A 21704-nucleotide genomic window follows, 5' to 3' on the forward strand; every position below is an offset into this window, starting at 1 on the left:
CGTGACCGACGGACCCCTGATCGTCCAAAGCGATAAAACCATCCTCCTCGAGGTGGACCATGAGCTGGCCACCGAGGCCCGGCACGCCATTGCGCCGTTCGCCGAGCTGGAGCGGGCGCCCGAGCACATGCACAGCTACCGGCTGACCCCGTTGGGGCTGTGGAACGCCCGGGCCGCCGGGCTGGATGCGGAGAAGGTGCTGGATGCGCTGCTCAAGTACTCGCGTTTCCCGGTTCCGCATTCGCTGCTGATCGACGTCGAGGAGACCATGTCCCGGTATGGACGCCTCCGCCTCGAAAAGGACCCGCGCCACGGACTGGTCATGCGGACCGATGACTACCCCGTGCTGGAGGAAGTGATCCGGGCCAAAAAGATCGCACCGCTGCTAGGTCCAAGGATCGACGGCGAGACGGTGGTGGTGCATGCCTCCCAGCGTGGGCAGCTCAAGCAGCTGCTGCTGAAACTCGGCTGGCCGGCGGAGGACCTGGCCGGTTACGTGGACGGCACGCCGCACCTGATCTCCCTCAACGAGGACGGGTGGAAACTGCGGCCCTACCAGCGCCTGGCCAGCGAAAACTTCTGGGCGGGCGGCAGCGGGGTGGTGGTGCTGCCCTGCGGCGCCGGCAAAACCCTGGTGGGGGCCGCGGCCATGGCCACCGGTTCCACCACCACACTGATCCTGGTCACCAACACCGTGGCCGCCCGGCAGTGGAAGGACGAACTGCTCAGGCGCACCTCCCTTACAGAGGAGGAAGTGGGCGAATACTCCGGCGCCCTGAAAGAGGTCCGGCCGGTGACCATCGCCACCTACCAGGTGCTCACCACCAAGCGCGGCGGCATCTACCCCCACCTGGAACTGGTGGACGGCCACGACTGGGGACTCATCATCTACGACGAGGTCCATCTCCTGCCCGCACCGATCTTCAGGATGACGGCCGACCTGCAGGCCCGCCGCCGCCTTGGGCTGACCGCCACCCTGGTCCGGGAGGACGGGCGCGAGGGCGAGGTGTTCAGCCTGATCGGACCCAAGCGGTATGACGCACCCTGGAAGGACATCGAGTCCCAGGGCTACATCGCGCCGGCCGACTGCGTGGAGGTCCGCGTCGACCTGCCAAAGGACGAACGCGTGGCCTACGCCATGGCCGACGACGCGGACAAATACCGGCTGTGCGCCACCTCCGAATCCAAGACACACGTGGTGGAGCAGCTGGTGGCGCTGCACGCCGGCGAGCAGCTGCTGGTGATAGGCCAGTACATTGACCAGCTGGACGATCTGGGCGAGCGGCTGCAGGCACCGGTGATCAAGGGCGATACCTCCGTCAAGGTACGGCAGAAGCTCTTTGACGCGTTCCGCGCCGGGGAGCTGCAGACCCTTGTGGTGTCCAAGGTGGCCAACTTCTCCATCGACCTGCCGGAGGCCTCGGTGGCCATCCAGGTCTCAGGCTCCTTCGGCTCGCGGCAGGAGGAGGCGCAAAGGCTGGGCCGGCTGCTGCGGCCTAAGAAGGACGGCAGGGCGGCCCGCTTCTACTCACTCGTGGCACGGGACACCCTGGACCAGGAGTTCGCTGCCAGGCGCCAACGGTTCCTGGCCGAGCAGGGGTATGCCTACCGGATCATGGACGCCAAGGACGTGCACGCCGCGGACTGACCCGCAGCGTGCACGCCGTTCACGTCACGCCCTCGGAACTGTCGCGCTCCATGGTGCCCGTTCTGGGATCGAACTGCGGGCGTTCGTAGGCCAGTTCCCCGCCGCTGCGGCCGCCGTAGGGACGGCCGTGGTCCGCAAATTCCTCCCGGAAGAAGGCCAGGCACCATTGCCCCATCTGGATCCTTGCCCCGGTCCGCAGGACGGATGGTCCCGTCCGGGAGACGCTGCCGCTGACGGGACCGTTCGGTACCAGGACGTATTCATCCTGCCCGTCGTGCCTGATTTCGGCGTGCAGCTCCGCCAGGCCCTCGAGCCGGACGTCCGCGCCTGCGCCGCTCCCTATCGTTGTAACGTCTGCCGTGAGGGCCACCTCCCGCGGAATCTGCCCGGTCCAGGTGGCGGCGTCCTGGACAAAGATCAGCCGCGGCCGGCCACCGCCCCTGGCGTAGTGGGTGGTGGTGATGCGGCGGGTGATCTTCCGCTGGACAGTGGGCACCAGCGGCAAGGGAGTCGACGGCGGCAGCAGCCGCATTCCTTTGGGCCTCCGCCTGCCCTGGCGGACCAACGGCAGCAGGGAGCCGAGTTTGCCGAGCTTGATGTGGGGGGAACGCGTGACCAGCCGCTGGGAGGCAGGGCTGGCCACGTTGCCCAGGCTGAGGATGTTTCCGCCGGGGCCGGCCACGGTGACGCTCACCCCCTTGCGGGCCAGCAGCTCCGCCAGCGGTTTGATCTCCTCCAGGGAGGGCAGCCCGCCGCCGGTCAACGGCGCCAGGCCTTCCAGGGACACTGTTACCTCGGAGCCGGCGGCCCTGGCGCTGCCCGAGGTGACGGCACCGGACTCGTCCGTGTAGGAGAAGTCCAGATCAACGTCCAGACGGTACTGGGGCATGTCCGTCAGCCGCGGTTCGCGTCCGACCCGGCGGCATCCCTGTCGCTGGTGGTGACGCGCAGGCTGCCGTTGAGCTTCCATGTGGCGCGCGGCGCGTCCGGGCCGATGTCGCGTGGAACTTCAATGGTCATATCGACGAACTGGTAGTTGATCGCAGCACCCTTGCCGGTGAGATAGGACCACATCTCCTCGGCAAGGTCTGCCCAATCCCGGATGCTGCGTTCGTATACAGCTGCGTTTTCAGAAGCACTCAGGTCAGTCATGATGGTCTATCCCCTTCGATGGGCCAGGAACTATCGGGTTACTACCGTTGTTGGCGCGGGACCACCAGGGACGGGACGAGGCGGCAGCCGGTGATCCGTTGGAACGCTGGTGCCGGGCTTGACCGCCTGGCAAGCATCACTGTATTCCCGGCCGCAGGGCGGGGGAAGATGCCGGACGCGGAACGTTCTTGCCGTGAATTGGGTTCCCTGGTGCGTAACAGCGGTCTGCGACGCACACTGGAAGCATGAGTCCACGAATCATTCCCGTCGTGCCCGGGCCCGGGCAGGAGTCGGTCTGGGACTATCCCCGGCCGCCGCGGATCGAACCCAGCACGGAACGCATACGCATCGTCCTTGGAGGCGAGGTGATCCTTGACACCACCGACTCGCTGCGCGTTCTTGAGACCAGCCATCCACCGGTGTACTACGTCCGGCAGTCAGCATTCGTCTCCGGCGCGCTGGAGCCTGCTGCCGGCAGCAGCTTCTGCGAGTTCAAGGGCGCGGCCAATTACCTGACGGTGCGCGGCGGGGGTAAGGAGGCGGACGGCGCTGCCTGGTCCTACCCCGAGCCGGCGTCCGGGTTTGAGGCGCTCGCCGGGCGGGTGGCCGTCTACGCCGGGAGGATGGATTTCTGCGAAGTTGACGGGGAACGGGTGCAGGCGCAGCCGGGCCGCTTCTATGGTGGCTGGATCACCAGCCGCGTGGTGGGTCCCTTCAAAGGCGAGCCGGGAACAATGGACTGGTAAGCCCAAGCGGGCCTTCATCATGCTCACAACGAATATCCAGACAACTCCCAGAGACTGGGAGCATGATGGGAACATGAACAAGAACGGTCCAGAAGCCAGGCTGCTCGTCGTCGACGATGAACCCAACATCCGCGAGCTCCTCTCCACGTCATTGCGGTTCGCCGGCTTTGAAGTGGTCTCCGCTGCCAACGGGCGCGATGCCCTCGCCGCGGCCGACACGCACGCCCCTGACCTGGCCGTGCTGGACGTCATGCTGCCTGACATGGACGGCTTCACCGTGACCCGCCGGCTCCGTGCCGCCGGGAAGCACTTCCCGGTCCTCTTCCTGACCGCGAAGGACGACACCGAGGACAAGGTCACCGGCCTCACCGTGGGCGGTGACGACTATGTCACCAAGCCCTTCAGCCTCGACGAAGTGGTGGCCCGGATCCGCGCCGTCCTGCGCCGGACGCAGCCCCTGCTGGACGACGATGCGGTGATCCGCGTTGACGACCTCGAACTCGACGACGACGCCCACGAGGTGCGGCGCGGGGGCACTGTCATCGAGCTCTCCCCCACGGAATTCAAGCTGCTGCGCTACCTCATGCTCAATCCCAACCGGGTGCTGTCCAAATCGCAGATCCTGGACCATGTGTGGGAGTACAACTTCAACGGCGACGCGTCCATCGTGGAGTCCTACATTTCCTACCTTCGGCGGAAAGTGGACATCGACCCGGAGGCGCCGGCCCTGATCCAGACCAAGCGCGGCGTGGGCTACGTGCTCCGGACGGCTGAAAAGCGCTGACCTTGCTGAAGCGGTGGAAGTCGGCCTCGCTCAGGTCGCAGCTGGTGGCCATGATCATGGCCCTGCTGATTGTGGCCCTGACGGTGACCGGAGCGGTCACACTGACGCTGCTGCACAGCTATCTACAGGGGCAGGTGGACGACAAGCTGAATGCCGCCGTCGACTCTGCCCGGAAACAGCGCTCGTTCACGCAGCTGCAGGCGCCCAGCTCCATTCCCACCGACTATTCGCTGATGCTCTTCGCCCCGGGTGAGCAGCCGTACACCTTCGGCGGCGATCCGGACGACCACCCGGACATCAGCGCCATCACCGTGGAGCAGGCGCAGGCACGCGGGCTGGTTCCCTTCCAGGTCCGTGGAACGGACGGGGAAAACTGGCGGGTGGTGGCAGTGACCGTCCAGAACGGCCAGACCACCGCCGTGGTGGTCATCGGCCTCCCCCTGGAGAGCGTCGACGATGTCCTCAAGCACGCCACCCTGGTGGTCACCGGGGTGGGCCTGTTGACGCTGCTGCTGGCCTCGCTTATTGCCAGCTGGACCGTGTCGAGGTCCTTCCGGCCGCTGGCCCGTGTGGAGAAGACTGCGGCAGCGATTGCCGCCGGTGACCTCTCCCGCCGTGTGGAGGTGGAGAACCCTGCCACCGAGCTGGGCCGGTTGAGCAGCTCGCTGAACGCCATGCTGGCGCACATCGAGACCGCGTTCGCTGCACGGACCGCCTCAGAGGCACGGATGCGCCGCTTCGCCGCCGACGCGTCCCACGAACTGCGCACTCCCCTGGTCACCATCCGCGGGTTCTCCGAACTGTACCGCCACGGCGCCCTGGCGACGGACGAAGACGTGGCCACCGCCATGGGCCGGATCGAAAGCGAAGCCAAGCGCATGGGTTCGATGGTTGAGGACCTGCTCCTGCTGGCACGCCTCGACGAACAGCGGCCGCTGCAGCAGAAGCCCGTGGACCTGCAACTGATTGCGCACGACGCCGTGGTTGACACCCAGGCCAGCGACCGGTCCCGGCTGATCACGCTCACCGGACTCGACGGCGGACCGGCGGCACCGGCCCCGGTCCTTGGGGATGAGGCCAAGCTGCGCCAGGTGGTGGGCAACCTCGTGGGCAATGCCCTGCGCTATACCCCGGAGGGCAGCCCCATCGAAGTCGCCGTCGGGGTCCGCGGGACCGACGGCGAAGAACGTTCCATCATCGAAGTCCGGGACCATGGGCCGGGTATCTCGGAAGAGGACGCAGCCAAGGTCTTTGAACGCTTTTACCGGGCTGACACGTCCCGGACCAGGGAGACGGGCGGCAGCGGCCTCGGGCTCGCCATCGTGGCGGCCATCGTGGGGTCGCACGGCGGTTCGGTAAGGGTGGAAAAGACCGACGGCGGCGGCGCCACGCTGGTGGTGAGCCTTCCGCGGCGAGAGGATTCCGCCCGCACTGGCGGCGTGGACGGGCAGGAAACCACCGCCCGCAGTGCCGCAGGGGCCAAGGGCAGCGACGGGTCGGTTATCCACATATAGTCCTCCGGCCATGGCTGCCGCCCGGTTCTGCTCCATAGGCTCGTCCCAGCAGCCCGGATCCGCCGGGCGCGGGGGCGCTCCGCCCGCCGTATCGAAAGGCACAGCCATGAGCATTATTTCCGTCGACACCGAATTACTGCAGCTGAAGTCCGCGAACGTCCAGGCCACCGTGGACCGGATCAGCGCGGACGTGCACGCAATGAAGCGTGGCCTCGACGAACTGCAGGGATCATGGCGCGGTGCAGCGGCCACCAACTTCCAGGCGCTCATCACCGAATGGACCATCACCCAGGGCCGGGTGGAGGCGTCGCTGGCGTCCATCAACGCGGCCCTGGCCTCTGCAGCGGCCACGTATGCCCAGGCGGAGCAGGGAAACACGCAGCGGTTCAGCTGACGCCCGTGTGAGCTGAACGGTTCGCCTACGCTTCCGGCGTTCCCTGATGGAACCGCAGCCGCCACCGGCCGCCGTCGAGGACCCACAGGGAGCTGCGCAGCGTGGTGCCTGAGCGGGCGAAACTGCGGTAGGTCAGCAGGACCGCGCTGGTGCCGATGCGGTCAGCGCCCAGGATTTCGATATCGGTCCGTTCACCGGGATCCTCTTCGAGGGCCATCATCATGGCGTCCCGGGTCCAGACCCTTCCCGAGCTGCCAATCTCCATGAAGTCCGGGTGCAGCAGGACAGCCGTCCGGCCGATATCCCCCCGCACCAGTGGGCCCAGCAGCTCACGTTCGAGCTCTTCGACCAGCGCCTCAGGCGGGATGGCGCCGGCCTGTTGCGTTGCCTCGGCCATGTCAAGGGCGTCTGTGTCCAGTTCGCTGAACAGGTCAAGTTCATCGAAGGCCGGGAGCGGTTCAGGGGTGGCGCGCGGCCTGCCGGCGCCCGCGGCCGGTGCGCCGCCGCCGGCCCCTGGTACCGGGCGCCCAGGAGCAGCGGTCGGGATGTCCAGGGTGGCGGGCGGGAAGCCAATACCGGAGGGCTGCCCGTCGGCCGCATGTCCGGAGCCGGATGGGGTCGCAGCAGGTTGGTGTGCGGCTTCGTGGTGTGCAGCTGCGTGGTGCGCGCCAGGGTGGCGTCCGCCGGGGAACCCGGGCCCGGACCTTGCTGCCACGCCCTGCTGGTACGCCGTTGCCGCGGCCCTGGCCCGTTCGTCCGCAGCCTCGTTCAGCTCATGGCCGGCGTGGCCCTTGACCCACTCAAATGTGTAAACCCGGCCGGCCAGCTCGCGGTCGAGTTCCTTCAACAGTTCCACGTTCAGGACGGGTTTTCCGTCTGCCTTGCGCCAGCCCTTGCGCTTCCAGCCCGGCATCCATTTGGTAATTGAGTTGATCACGTACTGGCTGTCGCAAAGGATGCGCAGGTCCTCACCGGGCAGGTGGGCGGTGGCGCGCAGGAGGTCAAGGACAGCCATCAGCTCACCCTGGTTGTTGGTCCCGTGCGGCCAGCCCCCGGCCCGCCAGCAATCGTCATTCACATACCAGGCCCAGCCAGCCGGACCGGGATTTCCCAAGGCCGAACCATCAGCCGCTGCAGTAATCGTCACCAAACCATCCTGCCAGAAGCCACCGACATTGGACCGACGCCACAGCATCCCAGCCTGGGCGAGCTGCCGCACCCCTTCCGGCGCCCCGGCAGCGGGCTGTGCGAATGGTCGTAAGCGCAACTTTGACGGCCGAAGCGACAGGGGTTGGGAAAACGCTTACCGAAACTTCTTGACGTGAGCATGCCGGGCGCGACACAATCACTTCATCACTCGAGAAAACGGTTTCTGATCTTCGCCGGTCCGCGCATCACGGCGACCCCGGCGCACAAGGAGCCCATCCGGAAGGAACATCAATGACGATTCCAGTCGTAAGCCGGCGCCGCTTCCAGCTGGGCGCGGCCGCGCTGGCCCTCTCCATCCTGGCCACCGGCTGCGGGGCCCCCGGCGGTTCAGGCGACAACGGCCAGGTGACCTTGCGGTTCGCCTGGTGGGGCAATGAATACCTGAACGCACAGACAAACAAGGTCATCGCGGCCTTTGAGGCATCGCACCCGAACATCAAGATCAAAGCGGAGCCGGGAGAATGGTCCAGCTACTGGGACAAGCTGGCAACGAAGACCGCCGCCAACGATGCGCCCGACGTCATCCAGATGGACCAGAAATACATCGCCGAATACGGCGGCCGCGGGGCGCTGATGGACCTGTCCAGGCAAAACGGCATCGATACCTCAAAACTGGACAAGGAAGCGCTTGCGTCGGGCCAGTACGGGGGCGCCCAGTACGGGCTGAGCACAGGCCGGAACGCCTACGTCATCATGGCCAACACGAAAGTGTTCCAGGCAGCGGGAGTGCCCGTGCCGGACGACAAGACCTGGACGTGGAAAGACTTCGTGGACACGGCGGCGAAGATCAGCGCAGCAGGTGACGGGAAGAGTTACGGGGCCGCTTATGGCAGCAACGAAGCCGACCTGATCATCTGGCTGCGCCAGCACGGCGAGAATCTGTACTCAGGGGACGGCAAGCTCGACTTTGAAGCCGCGACTGCAGCGTCCTTCTGGGAACGGATCAAGGAACAGCGCGACTCCAAGGCCAGCCCGGCGGCCACCGTGGCAACCGAGGATGCAGGGGCAGGACTGGAGGAAAGCCTGTTCGGAACAAACCGGGTGGCCATGGCCTGGTGGTGGACCAACCAGCTTGGTTCCCTTGAAGCCACCACCGGCAGCAGCATAAAGATACTGCGGGCCCCCAGCGTCGACGGCGCCTCGGCCGGCAATGGCATGTACTACAAGCCCACCATGTTCTGGTCTGCATCCTCCCGTTCGAAGCATTCCCAGCAGGCCGCGGAGTTCATCAACTACCTCACCAACAGTCCGGAGGCGGGTGCCATCCTGATGACCGACAGGGGCGTCCCCACCAATCCGGACATCGTTTCGGGCATCACCCCGCAGCTTAAGCCGGCTGACACCACCGTGGTTGGATTCCTGAAGGACATAGCCCCGGACATCAAGGACGCACCGCCTGTCCCGCCCGTGGGTGCAGGGAGCGTCCAGAACGTCATCAGGAGGTACACGGATGAAGTGCTGTACGACCGGATGACCCCGCAGGCCGCGGCGGAAGCCTTCAAGAAGGAAGTCCAGGGGATGCTGGATTCGGCCCGGAAGTAACTCCCCTCCCACAGCTCCTTGTCCGGGCGGCCAAGCCGGCACAGGCCGCATCCGTGGCCGGGAACAAAACCTCCGGCACAAAAGTGCGGCCCCCTCGCAAACGAGGGGGCCGCACTTTGCGGTTGGCGGGAGAGGTCCCGGCAGGAGGGCTTAGAAGCCGCCCATGCCTCCCATGCCGCCCATGTCGTCTCCGCCTGCGGGGGCGGCGTTCTTCTCCGGCTTGTCAGCCACCACTGCTTCGGTGGTGAGGAACAGGCCAGCGATGGAAGCCGCGTTCTGCAGGGCAGAGCGGGTTACCTTGACGGGGTCGTTGACGCCGGCAGCCAGCAGGTCGACGTATTCGCCGGTGGCTGCGTTCAGGCCGTGGCCTGCGGGCAGGCCGCGGACCTTGTCCACCACGACGCCCGGCTCGAGGCCGGCGTTGAAGGCGATCTGCTTCAGCGGGGCGTCGATGGCAACGCGGACGATGTTGGCGCCGGTTGCTTCGTCGCCGGAGAGCTGCAGGTTGGCGAATGCCTTGGCACCGGCCTGGATGAGGGCCACGCCGCCACCGGCCACGATGCCTTCTTCAACTGCAGCCTTGGCGTTGCGGACTGCGTCCTCGATGCGGTGCTTGCGCTCCTTGAGCTCAACCTCGGTGGCGGCACCGGCCTTGATGACTGCAACGCCGCCGGCCAGCTTGGCCAGCCGCTCCTGCAGCTTCTCGCGGTCGTAGTCGGAGTCCGAATTCTCAATCTCGGCGCGGATCTGGGAAACGCGGCCGGCGATCTGGTCGGCGTCGCCGGCACCTTCAACGATGGTGGTCTCGTCCTTGGTGACAACAACCTTGCGGGCCTGGCCCAGGAGTTCCAGGCCGGCGTTCTCCAGCTTGAGTCCAACCTCTTCGGAGATGACCTGGCCGCCGGTGAGGACGGCGATGTCGGCCAGCTGGGCCTTGCGGCGGTCGCCGAAGCCCGGAGCCTTGACGGCGACAGACTTGAAGGTGCCACGGATCTTGTTGACGATCAGGGTGGCCAGGGCCTCGCCCTCGATGTCCTCGGCAATGATCAGCAGCGGCTTGTTGGACTGCATGACCTTTTCCAGGACAGCAACCAGTTCCTTGACGTTGGAGATCTTGGAGTTGACGATCAGGATGTACGGATCCTCAAGGACCGTTTCCTGGCGCTCGGCGTCCGTGACGAAGTAGGCGGAGATGTAGCCCTTGTCGAAGCGCATGCCTTCGGTGAGCTCGAGCTCCAGGCCGAAGGTGTTGGACTCCTCGACCGTGATAACGCCTTCCTTGCCCACCTTGTCCAGGGCTTCGGCGATGAGGGCACCGATTTCGTCGTCACCGGCGGAGATGGAGGCGGTGGCCGCGATCTCTTCCTTGGTTTCGATTTCCTTGGCGGAAGCCAGGAGTTCGCGGGTGACAGCCTCGACGGCCTTCTCGATGCCGCGCTTGAGGGACAGCGGGTCGGCGCCGGCGGCAACGTTGCGCAGGCCTTCCTTGACCAGGGCCTGTGCCAGGACGGTGGCCGTGGTGGTGCCGTCGCCGGCAACATCGTCGGTCTTCTTGGCAACTTCCTTGACCAGCTCAGCGCCGATCTTCTCGTAAGGATCGTCCAGCTCGATCTCCTTGGCGATGGAAACACCATCGTTGGTGATCGTGGGGGCGCCCCACTTCTTTTCGAGGACGACGTTGCGTCCACGCGGGCCGAGGGTGACCTTAACGGCGTCGGCGAGGGTGTTCAGGCCACGCTCAAGGCCGCGGCGTGCCTCTTCATCAAATGCAATGATCTTGGCCATAACGGCAGTAGTCCTTTCGGGACAGTCGTTAAGAATGAACCTTCGCTGCAGTGCCCGCGACGGACGATCCTTTGACGGCGGCCTCTGTATGCCTCCGGGAGGGGATCTCACTGAAGTGAGGTGTTTCTTTCGCTCCTCGTCCGGTGCCCCGCGCCGCCGGCCGGAACCAGGCTTTGCTTTAGCAGTCGGTACGTCAGAGTGCTAACTCAATAATTAGCACTCCCCAGGTGAGAGTGCAAGCGAAAAGACGCCGGACGGGCGGGTAGGGGCAGCGGCTTCGCCCAGGGCGATCAGCTTGAATGTCCGGCCGTCTCCCGGCCGGTGGGGGTGGGGTTGTTCTCGGGGCCGTAGGTGAATACGGAGAAAACGGCGGTGGTGATATCTCCGTTGGCGTCGAAGGCAACCGGTCCTGACTCGCCGTCGTAATTGATGTCCGGATTGGCAGCAAGGCCGCCCAGGCACTCCTTGTACGTCAGGCACGGGGCGGGCGGGGCCGTTGCCCCCGGGGCAGGCGTCCCTGCGGAGGGCATCCCCTGGGATGTGGTCCTGCCTGATGCGGCGCCACCCGAAACCGGAACCAGGTTGGCGGCGATGGAGCGTCCGGCATCGTCCTGGGCCCTTGCCGCCGCCAGGGCCGCCAGGGTCACGGCATCGTAGGTTTCAGCAGCATACGAGACGTCCTTCAGGGAAGGATCAACGGCCAGGAGCTTTCCCTGGAAGGCGGCGGTGGGCAGTTGGCCCGGGACGACGGCGCGGGCGCCGTCCAGGGCCCGGGAGGCGAGCCCTGATCCGTAGCGGGCAAAGGCGCCATCGCTGAGGAGAACTTTTGAACCCCTGAGGCCGGAGTTGTTCAGCTCGGCCAACGCGCCCTGCGCCCCTTCCCGGGCAACCAGGACCACGGCGTCAGGGCTGGCCTTGGCTGCGGAGCGTGCGGCTTCGGCGGCGGCGCCGGGCTTGAAGGCGGCTCCGGGCAGGACCGTCAGGCCGGACTGTTGCGCGGCTTTCGTGACGGCAGCCGACAGGTCCTTGCCGTAGGCACCTTCCTGGTACACCACGGTGATGCTGGCGGCCCCGGCGTCCTTGGCGAGTTTGGCCAGCACAGGACCTTGCGCGACGTCGGCCGCGGCCGTGCGGAAGTAGTAGCCTCCGCTGGCGATCCCGGAGAGGGCGGCAGCGGTGTTGGCCGGCGAGATGAGGGGTATGCGTGCGTGGGACAGGATGTCCACGGCGGCGGCCGCGTGGCTGGAATCGGTGGGTCCAATGACCACGTCCGCCTTGGCGGCCACCAGGTCCTTGGCCTGGCCTGCGGCTTCCTGGTCCGGATGCGCCGGCAGCAGCTCCACCGGCCGGCCTTTGTGTCCGCCGGCGGCGTTGATTTCCTGGACGGCCAGCTTGGCGGCCGCCAGCTGGGGCGCATTAAGGAAGGCATTGCCGCCGGTGTTGTCCAGGATCAGGCCCACCCGGAGGACGCCATCGCCGGAGGCTTCGACCGGGTCCACCCTGGCGTTGCCGCCGGCGCCCGAACATGCTGTGACCGCGAGGACTGCCCCCAGGGAAACGGCCAGCGCCGCTCGGCCGCGGACCGGGAAACGGTAAAACGGCATCACTGGGCGGGCCGGACGTTTTCTGCCTGGGGACCTTTTTCGCCCTCCCCGACTTCCAGCTGCACCCTCTGCCCCTCATCCAGTGCGCGGTAGCCCTCCCCCTGGATCGCGGACCAGTGGACAAAAACGTCATCACCGGAGCCGTCAACGGTGATGAAGCCATAGCCCTTTTCAGCGTTGAACCATTTGACGGTTCCCAGTGCCATGATGAACAACTCTTTCCGTTGGGGTTATGCAGCCGTGGGCGGAGCGGGTGCGGCTAGCGGTATCCGGGGCCAAGCACCACCACGAGCGGCACCTGGAATTCGGTGCTGTTCACCACGGTGGGGATGTTGAGCAGCCCGGCAAGCGCCTGTGCGTTTGCCAGTTGCTGGGGGCCGGAGTAGAAGATCACGGAGGATTTCTGCGGGGCGCCGGACCAGTTGCCTACCTGGCCGAGGCGCCATCCGTCCGCCTGGACGGTTCCGGCCACCCGGCTGGCCAGCCCTGCCGTGCCTGCCGCGTTGTAAACCGCCACTGCCTGCGTCCTGTCGACGGCTGCCTCCCGGGTGGCGGAAGGTGTGGCCTGGGGCTCCGGGTCACTGCTTTGGGTTGGTTCAGACGAAGCAGACGGAGACGGCGAAGCAGGAGGCGCGGATGCCTGCGTGGCCGATGGAGTGGTTCCGGTTCCGGCCAGCGGAGCTGACTCCACGCTCGCCGATGCCTGGCTCGCGGTGGCGCTGAATCCCAGCTTGGGAAGGATCAGGAAGGACACCAGCCCTATGGCAAGGGCCGCCATCCCCACTACCAGGATGGGCCACAGCCGCACCCGGGACGGGGCCGAGGCCGTCCGGTGGACACCTTGTCGCGACGCGGCCTCCGGGACCTTGTCGAATTCATCGCGGGCGTATCTGGTCATGGTGGAAGGACATCCTTGTTGATTGCGGCTGTTGTCCCGGCCTGGGGGTTGTTAAGCGTCGGATCCCAGGCGCCGGGCAGTGCGCGCACGGTGGCGCGACGTACGTAGTCTACGCAATCTCTTCACCAGCATGGGATCGTGTGCCAGCGCATCCTCGCGGTCGATCAGTGCGTTCAGGAGCTGGTAGTAATGGGTCGCGGAGAGGTCAAAGAGGTCGCGGATGGCCTGCTCCTTGGCCCCTGCGTACTTCCACCATTGCCGTTCCAGGGCCAGCATCTGCTGTTCGCGCTCGGAGAGGGAGGACTCACGGAGGGTGAAATCCGCCAAAAGGGACTTCCGTGGATCCTGCTCCGGCAGGTGTTCCCGGGCCGGTTCCGCCACGGCACACTCCTTCGCTGGTTACGGTAAATGTCTTACCCCCATGCTACCGGTCGAATAACACGGGTGTCATTCGCGCCCCGCGCCTGCACCGGCCCGGTGCCGCGGGCGGGCGTCCCCCGATGGCCTGCAAGAATGGAACGATGTTTGAATCGGATGCGCTGTTCGAGCTGCAGCAGGACCCGGCGGACGGCACCCGCTTCGCTGACCTGGCTGACCTGCCCCTGGCGGAGCTCATGGCGCCGGACTGGGCCGCGGCCCTGCAGGGAGTGGAGGGCAAGCTCCGGTCGGTCCTGGCCTTCCTGGCTGCCGAAGAGGCGGCCGGGCACCAACTCCTGCCGCCGCCGTCGAACGTCCTGCGCGCCTTCCGCCAGCCGCTCGCCGGCGTCAAGGTCCTCATCGTGGGCCAGGACCCCTACCCCACCCCGGGGCACGCAGTCGGGCTGTCGTTTTCCGTCGATGCCCGCACGCGCCCCCTCCCCCGCAGCCTGGTGAACATCTACCGCGAACTCGAATCGGACCTCGGCATTCCGCCGCGCGTCCATGGCGACCTGTCGGCATGGACGGAGCAGGGCGTGCTGCTCCTGAACCGGGTACTCACGGTCAGGGCAGGATCTGCTGGGTCCCACCGAGGCAAAGGCTGGGAGGACATTACGACGGCGGCCGTCACCGCCCTGGCATGCCGCCGGGCCGCGGATGGGTCCAGGATGCCTTTGGTGGCGGTGTTGTGGGGCAAGGAGGCGGAGGGCCTCCAGCCGCTGCTGGCAGGCGCCCCCGCCGTCATCAGCCCGCACCCCAGCCCGCTGTCCGCCTCCCGCGGGTTCTTTGGCTCCAGGCCATTCAGCCGGGTGAACCAACTGTTGCGCGAACAGGGTGCAACGGCCGTAACCTGGGAACTCCCGCCGTCGCCCTAGCTTAGGCTTGCCTTATGAGCACCGTCCCCGCCGCCACCAGCGCCACGAAGAAGAGCCGCCCCCAGGTCACCCTGACCGTGCTGCGCAAGGAACAGCTGTCCCCGCACATGGTCCGGATCGTGGCCGGCGGGGAGGGCTTCAGCGACTTCGCCAACAACGGCTTCGTGGACCGGTACGTGAAGATCGTTTTCCCGCAGCCCGGGGTTGACTACCCCTCCCCGCTGGACCTGTGGGCCGTCCGGGAAACCATGCCGCGCGAGCAGTGGCCGTTCACCCGCACCTATACGCTGCGCTGGGTGGATCCGGAGGCGAGCGAACTCGCCATCGACTTCGTGGTCCACGGCGACGAGGGCCTGGCGGGTCCATGGGCGGCAGGGGCACAGCCGGGCGAGACACTGACCTTCACCGGACCCGGCGGCGCCTACAACCCCAACCCCGAGGCCGACTGGTACCTGTTCGCCGGTGATGAGGCAGCGCTTCCTGCCATCGCCGCATGCATCGAGGCCCTGCCCGCGGAGGCAACCGGGCTTGCCTTCCTGGAGGTAGGTTCCGAGGCCGACATCCAGTCCGTTTCCGCCCCTGCCGGGCTGGAGATTACCTGGCTGGCCCGCAACGGCACACCGGCAGGTGCCAGCGACCTGCTGGTCAGGGCGGTGGCGGAGGCCGAATGGCCCACCGGCACCGTGGATGTGTTTGCACATGGCGAACGCGGCTATATGAAGGCCCTCCGCGAAATCTTCTTCAAGCAGCGCGGCCTGGACCGCCGGCAGGTGTCCCTCTCCGGTTACTGGGCGCAGGGCCGCGTGGAGGACGTGTTCCAGGCCGAGAAAAAGCTCCCGGTCGGCCAGATCTAGCGGCGGCGCGCCCGGCGCCGCTCGTTGCTTGCCAGGCTGCGGGTCAGGGGCCGGGCCAGCACGTCGCCCAGGACGATCCCGCCGGCCGTTCCCAGCACGATGGCACCGGCGCTGAGCATTCCTCCGGCGCCGGCCAGGATCTCGGACTCCTCAACGGTGAGGACGTACATGGACCGGAATATCGTGAGGCCGGGCAGCAGGATCAGGGCTGCGGGAACTGCCACCACCAGCTGCGGCGCACCCATCCGCAGCGCCACCACCCGTGCCAGCAGGCCAATGACGACGGCGGCCATGGCAGGGGCGAAACGGTCCCCGATGCCCAGCAGGCCGCAGCCCAGCAGCACCAGGTAGCCCGCCACGCCTACGGCTGCGGTTGGCAGCAGGAGCTTCCAGGTGGTCTGTTCCGTAATGCCGATGGCCATCACGGCGGCGGCTACGAAGATGATGAGGACCCACAGATCGTAGGCGGGCGGGAAGGTCTGGGTGACGTCGATGCGCTGCAGCCCGGTCAGCTCCCCCACCACGAAGGCAACAGCGATCCCTGCCACGATGGCGCCGAACGTCAGCAGCGTGGACAGGAACCGTCCGGCCGCCGTCACCGGGAAGCCGTTGATGGCATCCTGCACGGAGGACACCAGGCGCCCGGTGGGAAGGAGCAGCAGGATGCCGCCCACCACCACGATGGACGGCGATGCGGTGAGCCCGAACTGCCAGAGCAGCAGCGCCAGCATGGTGACCACAAAAGAGCAGCTGGCGGTGATGAAGAAGTCCGGTACGCGCCAGCGTCCCAGCTGCCGGGCCAGCAGGCTGATGCCGATATTGGCCACGAACGCAACTGCCGAGGACACCGGACCGCCGCCCAGCACGCCAACGAACACGGCGGCGAAGATGCCGAAGGCGGCCGTGACCATCCAGCGCGGATAGGGTTTCGGGCTGGTGATGGCCTCGTTCAGCCGGCGGATCGCCTCATCCCGGCCCACGCCGCCGGCCACGATGTCCGTGACCAGCTGGTGCACCTTGGCCAGGCCCGCATAGTTGTTGGTCCAGGAGCGCACCACGCGCAGCAGGGCGATCGGCGTCTGGTCCTTGGGTGCGTAGTTGATACCCACGGACTGGTTGGTGATGTCCACCTCGATGTTTTTCAGCCCCAGGGCCGCGGTGACGGCAATGATGCTGGTTTCCACTTCCAGGGCGCCGGCGCCATACCGGAACATGGTCTCCGCCAGGTGCAGGGCGAAATCCAGGGTCTTCCGGGCGGAGGTGTCCACGCCACCCACCTGGATGGTGGGGTTGGCGTAGGGACTCCCCGCCAGCCGGTCCACGATGCTCAACGGGGCGGTTGGTGGATTCTCGCCCTGCACCAGGCGGCGCAGCATCCTCTTGGCGGCAGCGTCCTGCCGAAGCTGCGCAGGGGTCAGCGGTTCAGTCTTGGGCAGGCCGTCAGTCTTTGGCCTGTGCCCTGGCCGTTCGTGCCGTTCGGTCATGCCCGCTTCCTCCCTGTACGCGGTTTATGGACGGTCAGGCTGCACGCTTCAGCGGCAACTTGCCCAGCAGCGTGCGGGCGGCGGCCGCAGCGGACCTGGCGAGCCTGTTGGCATGGAAGACGGCGGGCCGCACCGGCACGACGAAGTCTCCCACCAGCTGGACCACTTCGCCGCCAAAGCCCTTCTTGAATTCGTAGCCGCCGTGGCCTTCCTCGTCCTGGCCGGAGATGCCGAAGGTGCCGTAGAAGTTGTACCGCGGGTATCCCTTCTCGAGGGCATGCAGCATCATTCCCCAGTACAGGGAGGTTGCGCCGTTGAAGTAGATGTAGTCCTGGACGGTGCCGCCGATGACGCACACCACCTCATCGCCGTAGCAAACGAAGTGGATGGCTGCCACGGTGGCCGTCCCCACGGAGTCGGGGAACCTTTCGATGTCCTTCAGGCTCCGCTCGTAGCTGTCCACCAGGTCCTGTACCACTTTGAGCCGGTTGGCCTTCTTTTTGCTGCCGGTCTCCTCCACCTCACGGCGGAGATCTGCTGCGGTGGCTGACTCCGTTGCCAGGCGCTCAGTGATGGATTTCCGGTAGGCCGGGATGTCGATCTTCGCCATCATCAGCTTGGTGAATTCCGGGGTGGTGGTCCGGAGCAGGTGTTCGTAGTAGGCGCGTTCGCGGTAGACGAATCCTTTTTCGTCACCGGCCCGGCTCAGGGCCCCGTAGAAGTCGTCCAGGGTGTCCAGGGTGGCCTGTTCCAGGAAGACGCCGTTCTTTTCCGCTTTGCGGATGGCTTTGCGCGTCCGGTAGCTGGTGCTCATGATCAGTTCTTCGGCGTCCTGGATGCCCACCAGGTTCTTGATGAACATCCAGTTGACGTTGACGAAGTTCATGTCCAGGCCCTGGTGCTTGAACCCCAGCCGTTCCAGGTCGGCCACCAGGGGCCGGTTGTCCTCGACGTCGGGGTGCTCGGCGCCGTCGGCGTCCCGGGCGATGTACCTGACGTTCGGCGAGATCCGCAGTTCAGCGGCTTTGCGGCCTGCCGCGTGCTTGCGGAGAAGCTCGACGACGGCGCCCACCAGGTTCCGGTCCGTGTAGTCCATAAGGGGGCCCTTGGCGCATTCACAGACGGTGTAGCCGAGGCGGTTTGTGGTGTAGTTGAGCTTTCCTGCCGCCACGAGTTCCCCGTTGCGCCGGACTCCGAAGAGTTCCACCTGCTGGCCGCGTGCTCGCTGGAAACGGGCAAAATCAATGGACTGCAGGAAACTGTTCTGCGGGTGCTTCAGGGCGAAGGCCTCAAAGTCGGCGTCGCTGAGGTTGGCGTATTCAAGCCCGGTAGCGGCGGAAACTGGATTCAAGGGGTGACCTTCTTCTGGACTCTTCGCGGCCTGGTGGGCGCGCGATGGGCGGGCGGTGTTCGGGGCGGCCGGCACGCGGGCGTGCTGGCCCGGCGGGGGTCGCGGGAGCTTTGCGGGTCTGGCGGCTGCAGGTCAGTAGAACTGCTGGCCGGTCCGTGCTGTTTCAATCCGGCGGAAGATCTTTTCGCCGCCTTTGACCCAAAGCCGGTGCCGCAGCGGGGACAGGACGTAGTCGTGGCAGCCCACGAAGTCGGTCACTGTCTTGGTGAAGCTGGTCTTGAACATGCCCATTCCGTAAAGGTTGTGGGTCTTGTCCTTGATGCGCGCAGCTGGAGGCGTGCCGCAGAAGTCGTACTCGGTGCAGCCGAGTTCCTGCATCCGGCGGATGGCCGCCCACTGGACCAGGTGCGAGTCACCGTACTGTTTGCGGTTCTGGGTGGAACCGCCGTCCTTGTAGGTTGCCTTGGCACCGTAGTTGATGACGAATGCGCCCACGCTGGGCTTTCCGTCCTCGTAGGTGAAGAAGAAGTTGCCCTGGCCGCGGTTGCTGAACTCATCCCAGAACTGTGCGTAGTAATCGTAGCTGCGCAGGGGCATGGATCCCTTGGCGCTGACGGTGTTGACCATCAGGTCGTACAGGGCGCGGTAGGTTTCAGGTCCGGGTTCCTGCCGGACCACCTGGCAGCCTTCGCGTTCGGCACGCCGGATGGCATTGCGGGCGCGCGAGGAGATGGCTTTGAATACTGCCTCTTCGGAGCCGGAGATATCCAGCAGGGCGGTGGAGTCGTTGGACTGGATATTGGGCGCTTTCACCAGGTTGGCCGCGCGCAGTTCCTTCTGCACCTCGTCGGAGTCGATAATGTCCGGTTCCACTTTGATGGTGAAGACATTCAGCTTCCTGCCGCGGACAAACGCGGCAACGGATTCAAGGACGGGGCCGAGGTCCGCTGCATCGGCCAGGTCGGGGCCCTTGATCAGATACCACAACCGTCCCAGGACGGGGAAGCTCTTCTCCAGCACCAGGTTGTAGCTGGAGTTTCCGGGGCTTTCCAGCACCAGGAACCGGACTTTCCAGCCGCTTCCGTTCTTGACCGATGCATAGGCGGCGGACTGCAGCATATTGCCGCCGTTCGGATTGGCCGTGACGTGCTTGTCCCAGTTTTCAATTTCCTCGGCGGTGGCAAAACGTGCGGTGAATTGTCGCAAGGGGGCCTTGTCCAATCGGGTCTGTGCGCGGTTTCGGTAGTTCTGGGTGCGTGCGGACATGCAGCCTCAAGTCTAAAGCCTGATGTGCTTACGGCTTTTCGCCGCCTTGCAGGGCATGCGGGCCAGCGGGGTTCAGGATGCCCGCTTGACGCCGCTGTTGGCGGTCAACAAGGGTGTAGGCATGAGGCCGGATGGGGAAGAGACTACAGCCCGCACGGGGAGCGACGGACAGCCCTACAGCGCCGGGGTGCAGGTGGCCGCGCTTATCGGATTCCTGGTGGCGTCACTGTTGGTGGCGGCGCTGGGCGGCCTGGCCTCGGCGGCCAATGTCTCCGGCTGGTACGCCACCGCTGACAAGGCGCCCTGGTCCCCGCCCAACGGCGTGTTTGGTCCCGTCTGGACCGTCCTCTATGCGGCAATGGCTGTCGCAGCGTGGCTGGTCTGGCGCCGGCGGACCAGCAGGACACGTCCGGCAATGGCCGCCTACGCCGTCCAGCTGGTCCTCAATCTTGCCTGGACCCCCGCGTTTTTCGCCCTTTACCCCGCCCTTGGCACGCCGGCCCTGTGGCTGGGGCTGGCCATCATCCTTGCCCTGATCGCCGCCGTCGCAGTAACCGTTGTGTATTTTGGTCCCATCAGCCGCACGGCCGGGCTGCTCCTGCTGCCCTACGTGTCATGGCTGGTGTTTGCGGCCAGCCTGAACTGGTGGGCCGCGGCGCATAACTAAGCGATGGTCTCCGCGTGGCCTGTGGCGTCGCGTTGCCAGGTGGGGATCAGCATTCGACGACGTTGACGGCGAGGCCGCCCATGGCGGTTTCTTTGTATTTGGAGGACATGTCCTTGCCGGTTTCGCGCATGGTGATGATGACTTCGGTCAGCATTCGACGACGTTGACGGCGAGGCCGCCCATGGCGGTTTCTTTGTATTTGGAGGACATGTCCTTGCCGGTTTCGCGCATGGTGATGATGACTTCGTCCAAGGACACGCGGTGGGTGCCGTCGCCCCAGAGCGCCATTTTCGCGGCGTTGATCGCTTTCGCGGCCGCGATCGCGTTCCGTTCGATGCAGGGGACCTGSACCAGCCCGCCGATCGGGTCRCAGGTCAGGCCCAGGTTGTGTTCCATCGCGATTTCCGCGGCGTTCTCCACCTGCGCCGGGGTCCCGCCCATGACCTCGGCCAGGCCCGCGGCCGCCATCGAGGACGCCGACCCCACCTCGCCCTGGCAGCCGACCTCGGCCCCGGAGATCGAGGCCTGTTCCTTGTACAGCACCCCCACCGCGCCCGCGGCCAGCAGGAACCGCACCACCACAGCGTCCCGGTCCTCCTGGGTGGCCTTGTCCATGCCCGGGGCGAAATGCAGGGCGTAGAACAGCACCGCGGGGATGATCCCGGCCGCCCCGTTCGTCGGGGCGGTGACCACCCGCCCGCCGGAGGCGTTCTCCTCRTTCACCGCCAACGCCACCAAATTAACCCACTCCTGCCAATACCTGGCATCGAACGGGCCCGCGTCCCACGCCGCATCCGTCTCCTCGACCGGGGCGCCCGCGGATTCCTTCTTCAACCGGTCGTACCAGTCAGGGGCGCGGCGGCGGACCTTCAACCCGCCCGGCAGCACCCCTTCCCGCCTCAACGAGGCGGCCACGCAGCCCTCCATCACCGACCAGATCTGCAGCAACCCCGCSCGGATCTGCTCCTCGTCCCGGGAGACTTTTTCGTTCACGAGCATCACGTCGGCGATGCCCAGCCCGGTCACCGCGCAGTGCCCCAGCAGCTCCGCCGCGGTCCGGAACGGCAGCGGCAGCTCCTGTTTGGACGCGTCCAGTTCCTGCTGCGCCGCGTCCTCCTCGCCCTCCCGGACGATGAACCCGCCACCCACCGAGAAAAACGTCGCCGCATGCAGCACCTCCCCGGCCGCATCAGTGACCGTGAACGTCATCCCGTTCGTGTGCCGCGGCAACACCGTCAACGGCCGCAGCACCATATCCTTCACCCCGTACGGCAAGGCCACCGCACCGGCCAGGTTCAGCACCCCGGTCYCCGCGATCGASGCCARCCGCTCCTCCACCTCGGCGGGCAGGATCAACTCCGGATGGAACCCCTCCAACCCCAACAAAACGGCGGTCATCGTCCCATGCCCATGACCCGTCGCCGCCAACGACCCATACAAATCAACCCGCAMCCCCGCCACATCACCCAGGACACCCAGGCCCTTGAGCTCCTCAGCGAACACCGCAGCAGCCC

22 protein-coding genes are annotated in these 21704 nt (G+C 66.2%); 9 read left to right on the forward strand and 13 right to left on the reverse strand.

The genetic code is table 11. The features are described from left to right. Position 1 precedes the first annotated feature (1 nt). The gene (locus tag ASG79_RS05635) at positions 2–1648 is read left to right on the forward strand and encodes a DNA repair helicase XPB (RefSeq protein ID WP_018769544.1); all 1647 of its coding nucleotides are present in this window, start codon (positions 2–4) and stop codon (positions 1646–1648) included. A gap of 19 nt (positions 1649–1667) precedes the next feature. Here ASG79_RS05635 and ASG79_RS05640 read toward each other — a convergent pair whose 3' ends face one another. Continuing rightward, on the reverse strand, positions 1668–2537 hold the full coding sequence (locus tag ASG79_RS05640; protein ID WP_056389153.1) for an FHA domain-containing protein: 870 nt from the start codon (positions 2535–2537) through the stop codon (positions 1668–1670). Between the two features lie 5 nt (positions 2538–2542). Continuing rightward, entirely contained in the window at positions 2543–2800 is a 258-nt protein-coding gene (locus tag ASG79_RS05645; RefSeq protein WP_056389156.1) for a hypothetical protein, read from the reverse strand. Between the two features lie 245 nt (positions 2801–3045). Here ASG79_RS05645 and ASG79_RS05650 point away from each other — a divergent pair, with 245 nt between their 5' ends. The 4 genes from ASG79_RS05650 (at position 3046) to ASG79_RS05665 (ending at position 6238) form a co-directional block, all read left to right on the forward strand. Then, a complete protein-coding gene (locus ASG79_RS05650) occupies positions 3046–3546 on the forward strand; it encodes a DUF427 domain-containing protein (RefSeq protein ID WP_026265813.1) in 501 nt (166 codons plus the stop codon). A 73-nt stretch (positions 3547–3619) separates the two neighbouring features. Beyond that, positions 3620–4330 (forward strand): response regulator transcription factor, encoded by a 711-nt coding sequence (locus tag ASG79_RS05655; protein ID WP_018769540.1) that lies wholly within the window; start codon positions 3620–3622, stop codon positions 4328–4330. Between the two features lie 2 nt (positions 4331–4332). Beyond that, positions 4333–5844 (forward strand): sensor histidine kinase, encoded by a 1512-nt coding sequence (locus ASG79_RS05660; protein ID WP_018769539.1) that lies wholly within the window; start codon positions 4333–4335, stop codon positions 5842–5844. A gap of 106 nt (positions 5845–5950) precedes the next feature. Next, complete coding sequence (locus ASG79_RS05665) at positions 5951–6238, forward strand: WXG100 family type VII secretion target (RefSeq protein ID WP_018769538.1); 288 nt, start codon at positions 5951–5953, stop codon at positions 6236–6238. Positions 6239–6263: 25 nt separating this feature from the next. On the opposite strand, the gene ASG79_RS05670 is transcribed toward ASG79_RS05665, so the two are convergent. Then, positions 6264–7385, reverse strand: coding sequence for a ribonuclease HI family protein (locus tag ASG79_RS05670; RefSeq protein WP_056389159.1), 1122 nt, complete (start codon positions 7383–7385; stop codon positions 6264–6266). Between the two features lie 293 nt (positions 7386–7678). On the opposite strand from ASG79_RS05670, the gene ASG79_RS05675 reads away from it, so the two are divergent. Beyond that, positions 7679–8989 carry an ABC transporter substrate-binding protein gene (locus tag ASG79_RS05675; RefSeq protein ID WP_056389162.1) on the forward strand — a complete coding sequence of 437 codons (1311 nt, stop codon included), beginning with the start codon at positions 7679–7681 and terminating at the stop codon, positions 8987–8989. A gap of 150 nt (positions 8990–9139) precedes the next feature. Here ASG79_RS05675 and groL read toward each other — a convergent pair whose 3' ends face one another. The 5 genes from groL to ASG79_RS05700 form a co-directional block, all read right to left on the reverse strand. After that, positions 9140–10774, reverse strand: coding sequence for a chaperonin GroEL (groL, locus tag ASG79_RS05680; protein WP_018769535.1), 1635 nt, complete (start codon positions 10772–10774; stop codon positions 9140–9142). A 290-nt stretch (positions 10775–11064) separates the two neighbouring features. Then, on the reverse strand, positions 11065–12378 hold the full coding sequence (locus tag ASG79_RS05685; protein WP_056389165.1) for an ABC transporter substrate-binding protein: 1314 nt from the start codon (positions 12376–12378) through the stop codon (positions 11065–11067). Continuing rightward, positions 12378–12584, reverse strand: a complete 207-nt coding sequence (locus ASG79_RS05690; protein ID WP_134165653.1) for a cold-shock protein — start codon at positions 12582–12584, stop codon at positions 12378–12380. Before ASG79_RS05690 ends, ASG79_RS05685 begins: the two co-directional genes overlap by 1 nt. A 53-nt stretch (positions 12585–12637) precedes the next feature. Continuing rightward, complete coding sequence (locus ASG79_RS05695) at positions 12638–13276, reverse strand: LytR C-terminal domain-containing protein (protein WP_056389168.1); 639 nt, start codon at positions 13274–13276, stop codon at positions 12638–12640. A gap of 51 nt (positions 13277–13327) precedes the next feature. Beyond that, complete coding sequence (locus ASG79_RS05700; protein WP_018769531.1) at positions 13328–13657, reverse strand: DUF3263 domain-containing protein; 330 nt, start codon at positions 13655–13657, stop codon at positions 13328–13330. A 140-nt stretch (positions 13658–13797) separates the two neighbouring features. Here ASG79_RS05700 and ASG79_RS05705 point away from each other — a divergent pair, with 140 nt between their 5' ends. Both ASG79_RS05705 and ASG79_RS05710 read left to right on the forward strand, forming a co-directional pair. After that, complete coding sequence (locus ASG79_RS05705; RefSeq protein ID WP_056389170.1) at positions 13798–14568, forward strand: uracil-DNA glycosylase; 771 nt, start codon at positions 13798–13800, stop codon at positions 14566–14568. A gap of 14 nt (positions 14569–14582) precedes the next feature. Next, positions 14583–15422, forward strand: a complete 840-nt coding sequence (locus ASG79_RS05710; RefSeq protein WP_018769529.1) for a siderophore-interacting protein — start codon at positions 14583–14585, stop codon at positions 15420–15422. On the opposite strand, the gene ASG79_RS05715 is transcribed toward ASG79_RS05710, so the two are convergent. The 3 genes from ASG79_RS05715 to ASG79_RS05725 form a co-directional block, all read right to left on the reverse strand. After that, the gene (locus ASG79_RS05715; RefSeq protein ID WP_018769528.1) at positions 15419–16906 is read right to left on the reverse strand and encodes a threonine/serine ThrE exporter family protein; all 1488 of its coding nucleotides are present in this window, start codon (positions 16904–16906) and stop codon (positions 15419–15421) included. The genes ASG79_RS05710 and ASG79_RS05715 overlap by 4 nt on opposite strands. A 34-nt stretch (positions 16907–16940) precedes the next feature. Beyond that, the gene (locus ASG79_RS05720) at positions 16941–18257 is read right to left on the reverse strand and encodes a peptidoglycan bridge formation glycyltransferase FemA/FemB family protein (RefSeq protein ID WP_056389173.1); all 1317 of its coding nucleotides are present in this window, start codon (positions 18255–18257) and stop codon (positions 16941–16943) included. A 132-nt stretch (positions 18258–18389) separates the two neighbouring features. Then, positions 18390–19523, reverse strand: a complete 1134-nt coding sequence (locus tag ASG79_RS05725) for a lipid II:glycine glycyltransferase FemX (RefSeq protein WP_056389176.1) — start codon at positions 19521–19523, stop codon at positions 18390–18392. Positions 19524–19644: 121 nt separating this feature from the next. Between ASG79_RS05725 and ASG79_RS05730 the strand changes: the two genes are divergently transcribed. Then, the gene (locus tag ASG79_RS05730; RefSeq protein WP_056389195.1) at positions 19645–20190 is read left to right on the forward strand and encodes a TspO/MBR family protein; all 546 of its coding nucleotides are present in this window, start codon (positions 19645–19647) and stop codon (positions 20188–20190) included. 46 nt (positions 20191–20236) lie between these two features. On the opposite strand, the gene ASG79_RS23815 is transcribed toward ASG79_RS05730, so the two are convergent. Both ASG79_RS23815 and ASG79_RS05735 read right to left on the reverse strand, forming a co-directional pair. Next, positions 20237–20344 (reverse strand): L-serine ammonia-lyase, iron-sulfur-dependent, subunit alpha, encoded by a 108-nt coding sequence (locus ASG79_RS23815; protein WP_156400172.1) that lies wholly within the window; start codon positions 20342–20344, stop codon positions 20237–20239. Next, on the reverse strand, positions 20338–21704 hold a 1367-nt coding region (locus ASG79_RS05735), incomplete at its 5' end, for an L-serine ammonia-lyase (protein WP_056389197.1). The genes ASG79_RS23815 and ASG79_RS05735, both read right to left, overlap by 7 nt.

The organism is Arthrobacter sp. Soil761, assembly GCF_001428325.1.
GTDB lineage: Bacteria > Actinomycetota > Actinomycetes > Actinomycetales > Micrococcaceae > Arthrobacter.

Coding starts and splice junctions, on each gene's coding strand:
- ASG79_RS05730 (WP_056389195.1), top strand. CDS start 19,645: ATGAGGCCGGATGGGGAAGAGACTACAGCCCGCACGGGGAGCGACGGA.
- ASG79_RS05685 (WP_056389165.1), bottom strand. CDS start 12,378: ATGCCGTTTTACCGTTTCCCGGTCCGCGGCCGAGCGGCGCTGGCCGTT.
- ASG79_RS05690 (WP_134165653.1), bottom strand. CDS start 12,584: ATGGCACTGGGAACCGTCAAATGGTTCAACGCTGAAAAGGGCTATGGC.
- ASG79_RS05695 (WP_056389168.1), bottom strand. CDS start 13,276: ATGACCAGATACGCCCGCGATGAATTCGACAAGGTCCCGGAGGCCGCG.
- ASG79_RS05705 (WP_056389170.1), top strand. CDS start 13,798: ATGTTTGAATCGGATGCGCTGTTCGAGCTGCAGCAGGACCCGGCGGAC.
- ASG79_RS05650 (WP_026265813.1), top strand. CDS start 3,046: ATGAGTCCACGAATCATTCCCGTCGTGCCCGGGCCCGGGCAGGAGTCG.
- ASG79_RS05645 (WP_056389156.1), bottom strand. CDS start 2,800: ATGACTGACCTGAGTGCTTCTGAAAACGCAGCTGTATACGAACGCAGC.
- ASG79_RS05655 (WP_018769540.1), top strand. CDS start 3,620: ATGAACAAGAACGGTCCAGAAGCCAGGCTGCTCGTCGTCGACGATGAA.
- ASG79_RS05675 (WP_056389162.1), top strand. CDS start 7,679: ATGACGATTCCAGTCGTAAGCCGGCGCCGCTTCCAGCTGGGCGCGGCC.
- ASG79_RS05715 (WP_018769528.1), bottom strand. CDS start 16,906: ATGACCGAACGGCACGAACGGCCAGGGCACAGGCCAAAGACTGACGGC.
- ASG79_RS05665 (WP_018769538.1), top strand. CDS start 5,951: ATGAGCATTATTTCCGTCGACACCGAATTACTGCAGCTGAAGTCCGCG.
- ASG79_RS05725 (WP_056389176.1), bottom strand. CDS start 19,523: ATGTCCGCACGCACCCAGAACTACCGAAACCGCGCACAGACCCGATTG.
- ASG79_RS05640 (WP_056389153.1), bottom strand. CDS start 2,537: ATGCCCCAGTACCGTCTGGACGTTGATCTGGACTTCTCCTACACGGAC.
- ASG79_RS23815 (WP_156400172.1), bottom strand. CDS start 20,344: ATGCTGACCGAAGTCATCATCACCATGCGCGAAACCGGCAAGGACATG.
- groL (WP_018769535.1), bottom strand. CDS start 10,774: ATGGCCAAGATCATTGCATTTGATGAAGAGGCACGCCGCGGCCTTGAG.
- ASG79_RS05710 (WP_018769529.1), top strand. CDS start 14,583: ATGAGCACCGTCCCCGCCGCCACCAGCGCCACGAAGAAGAGCCGCCCC.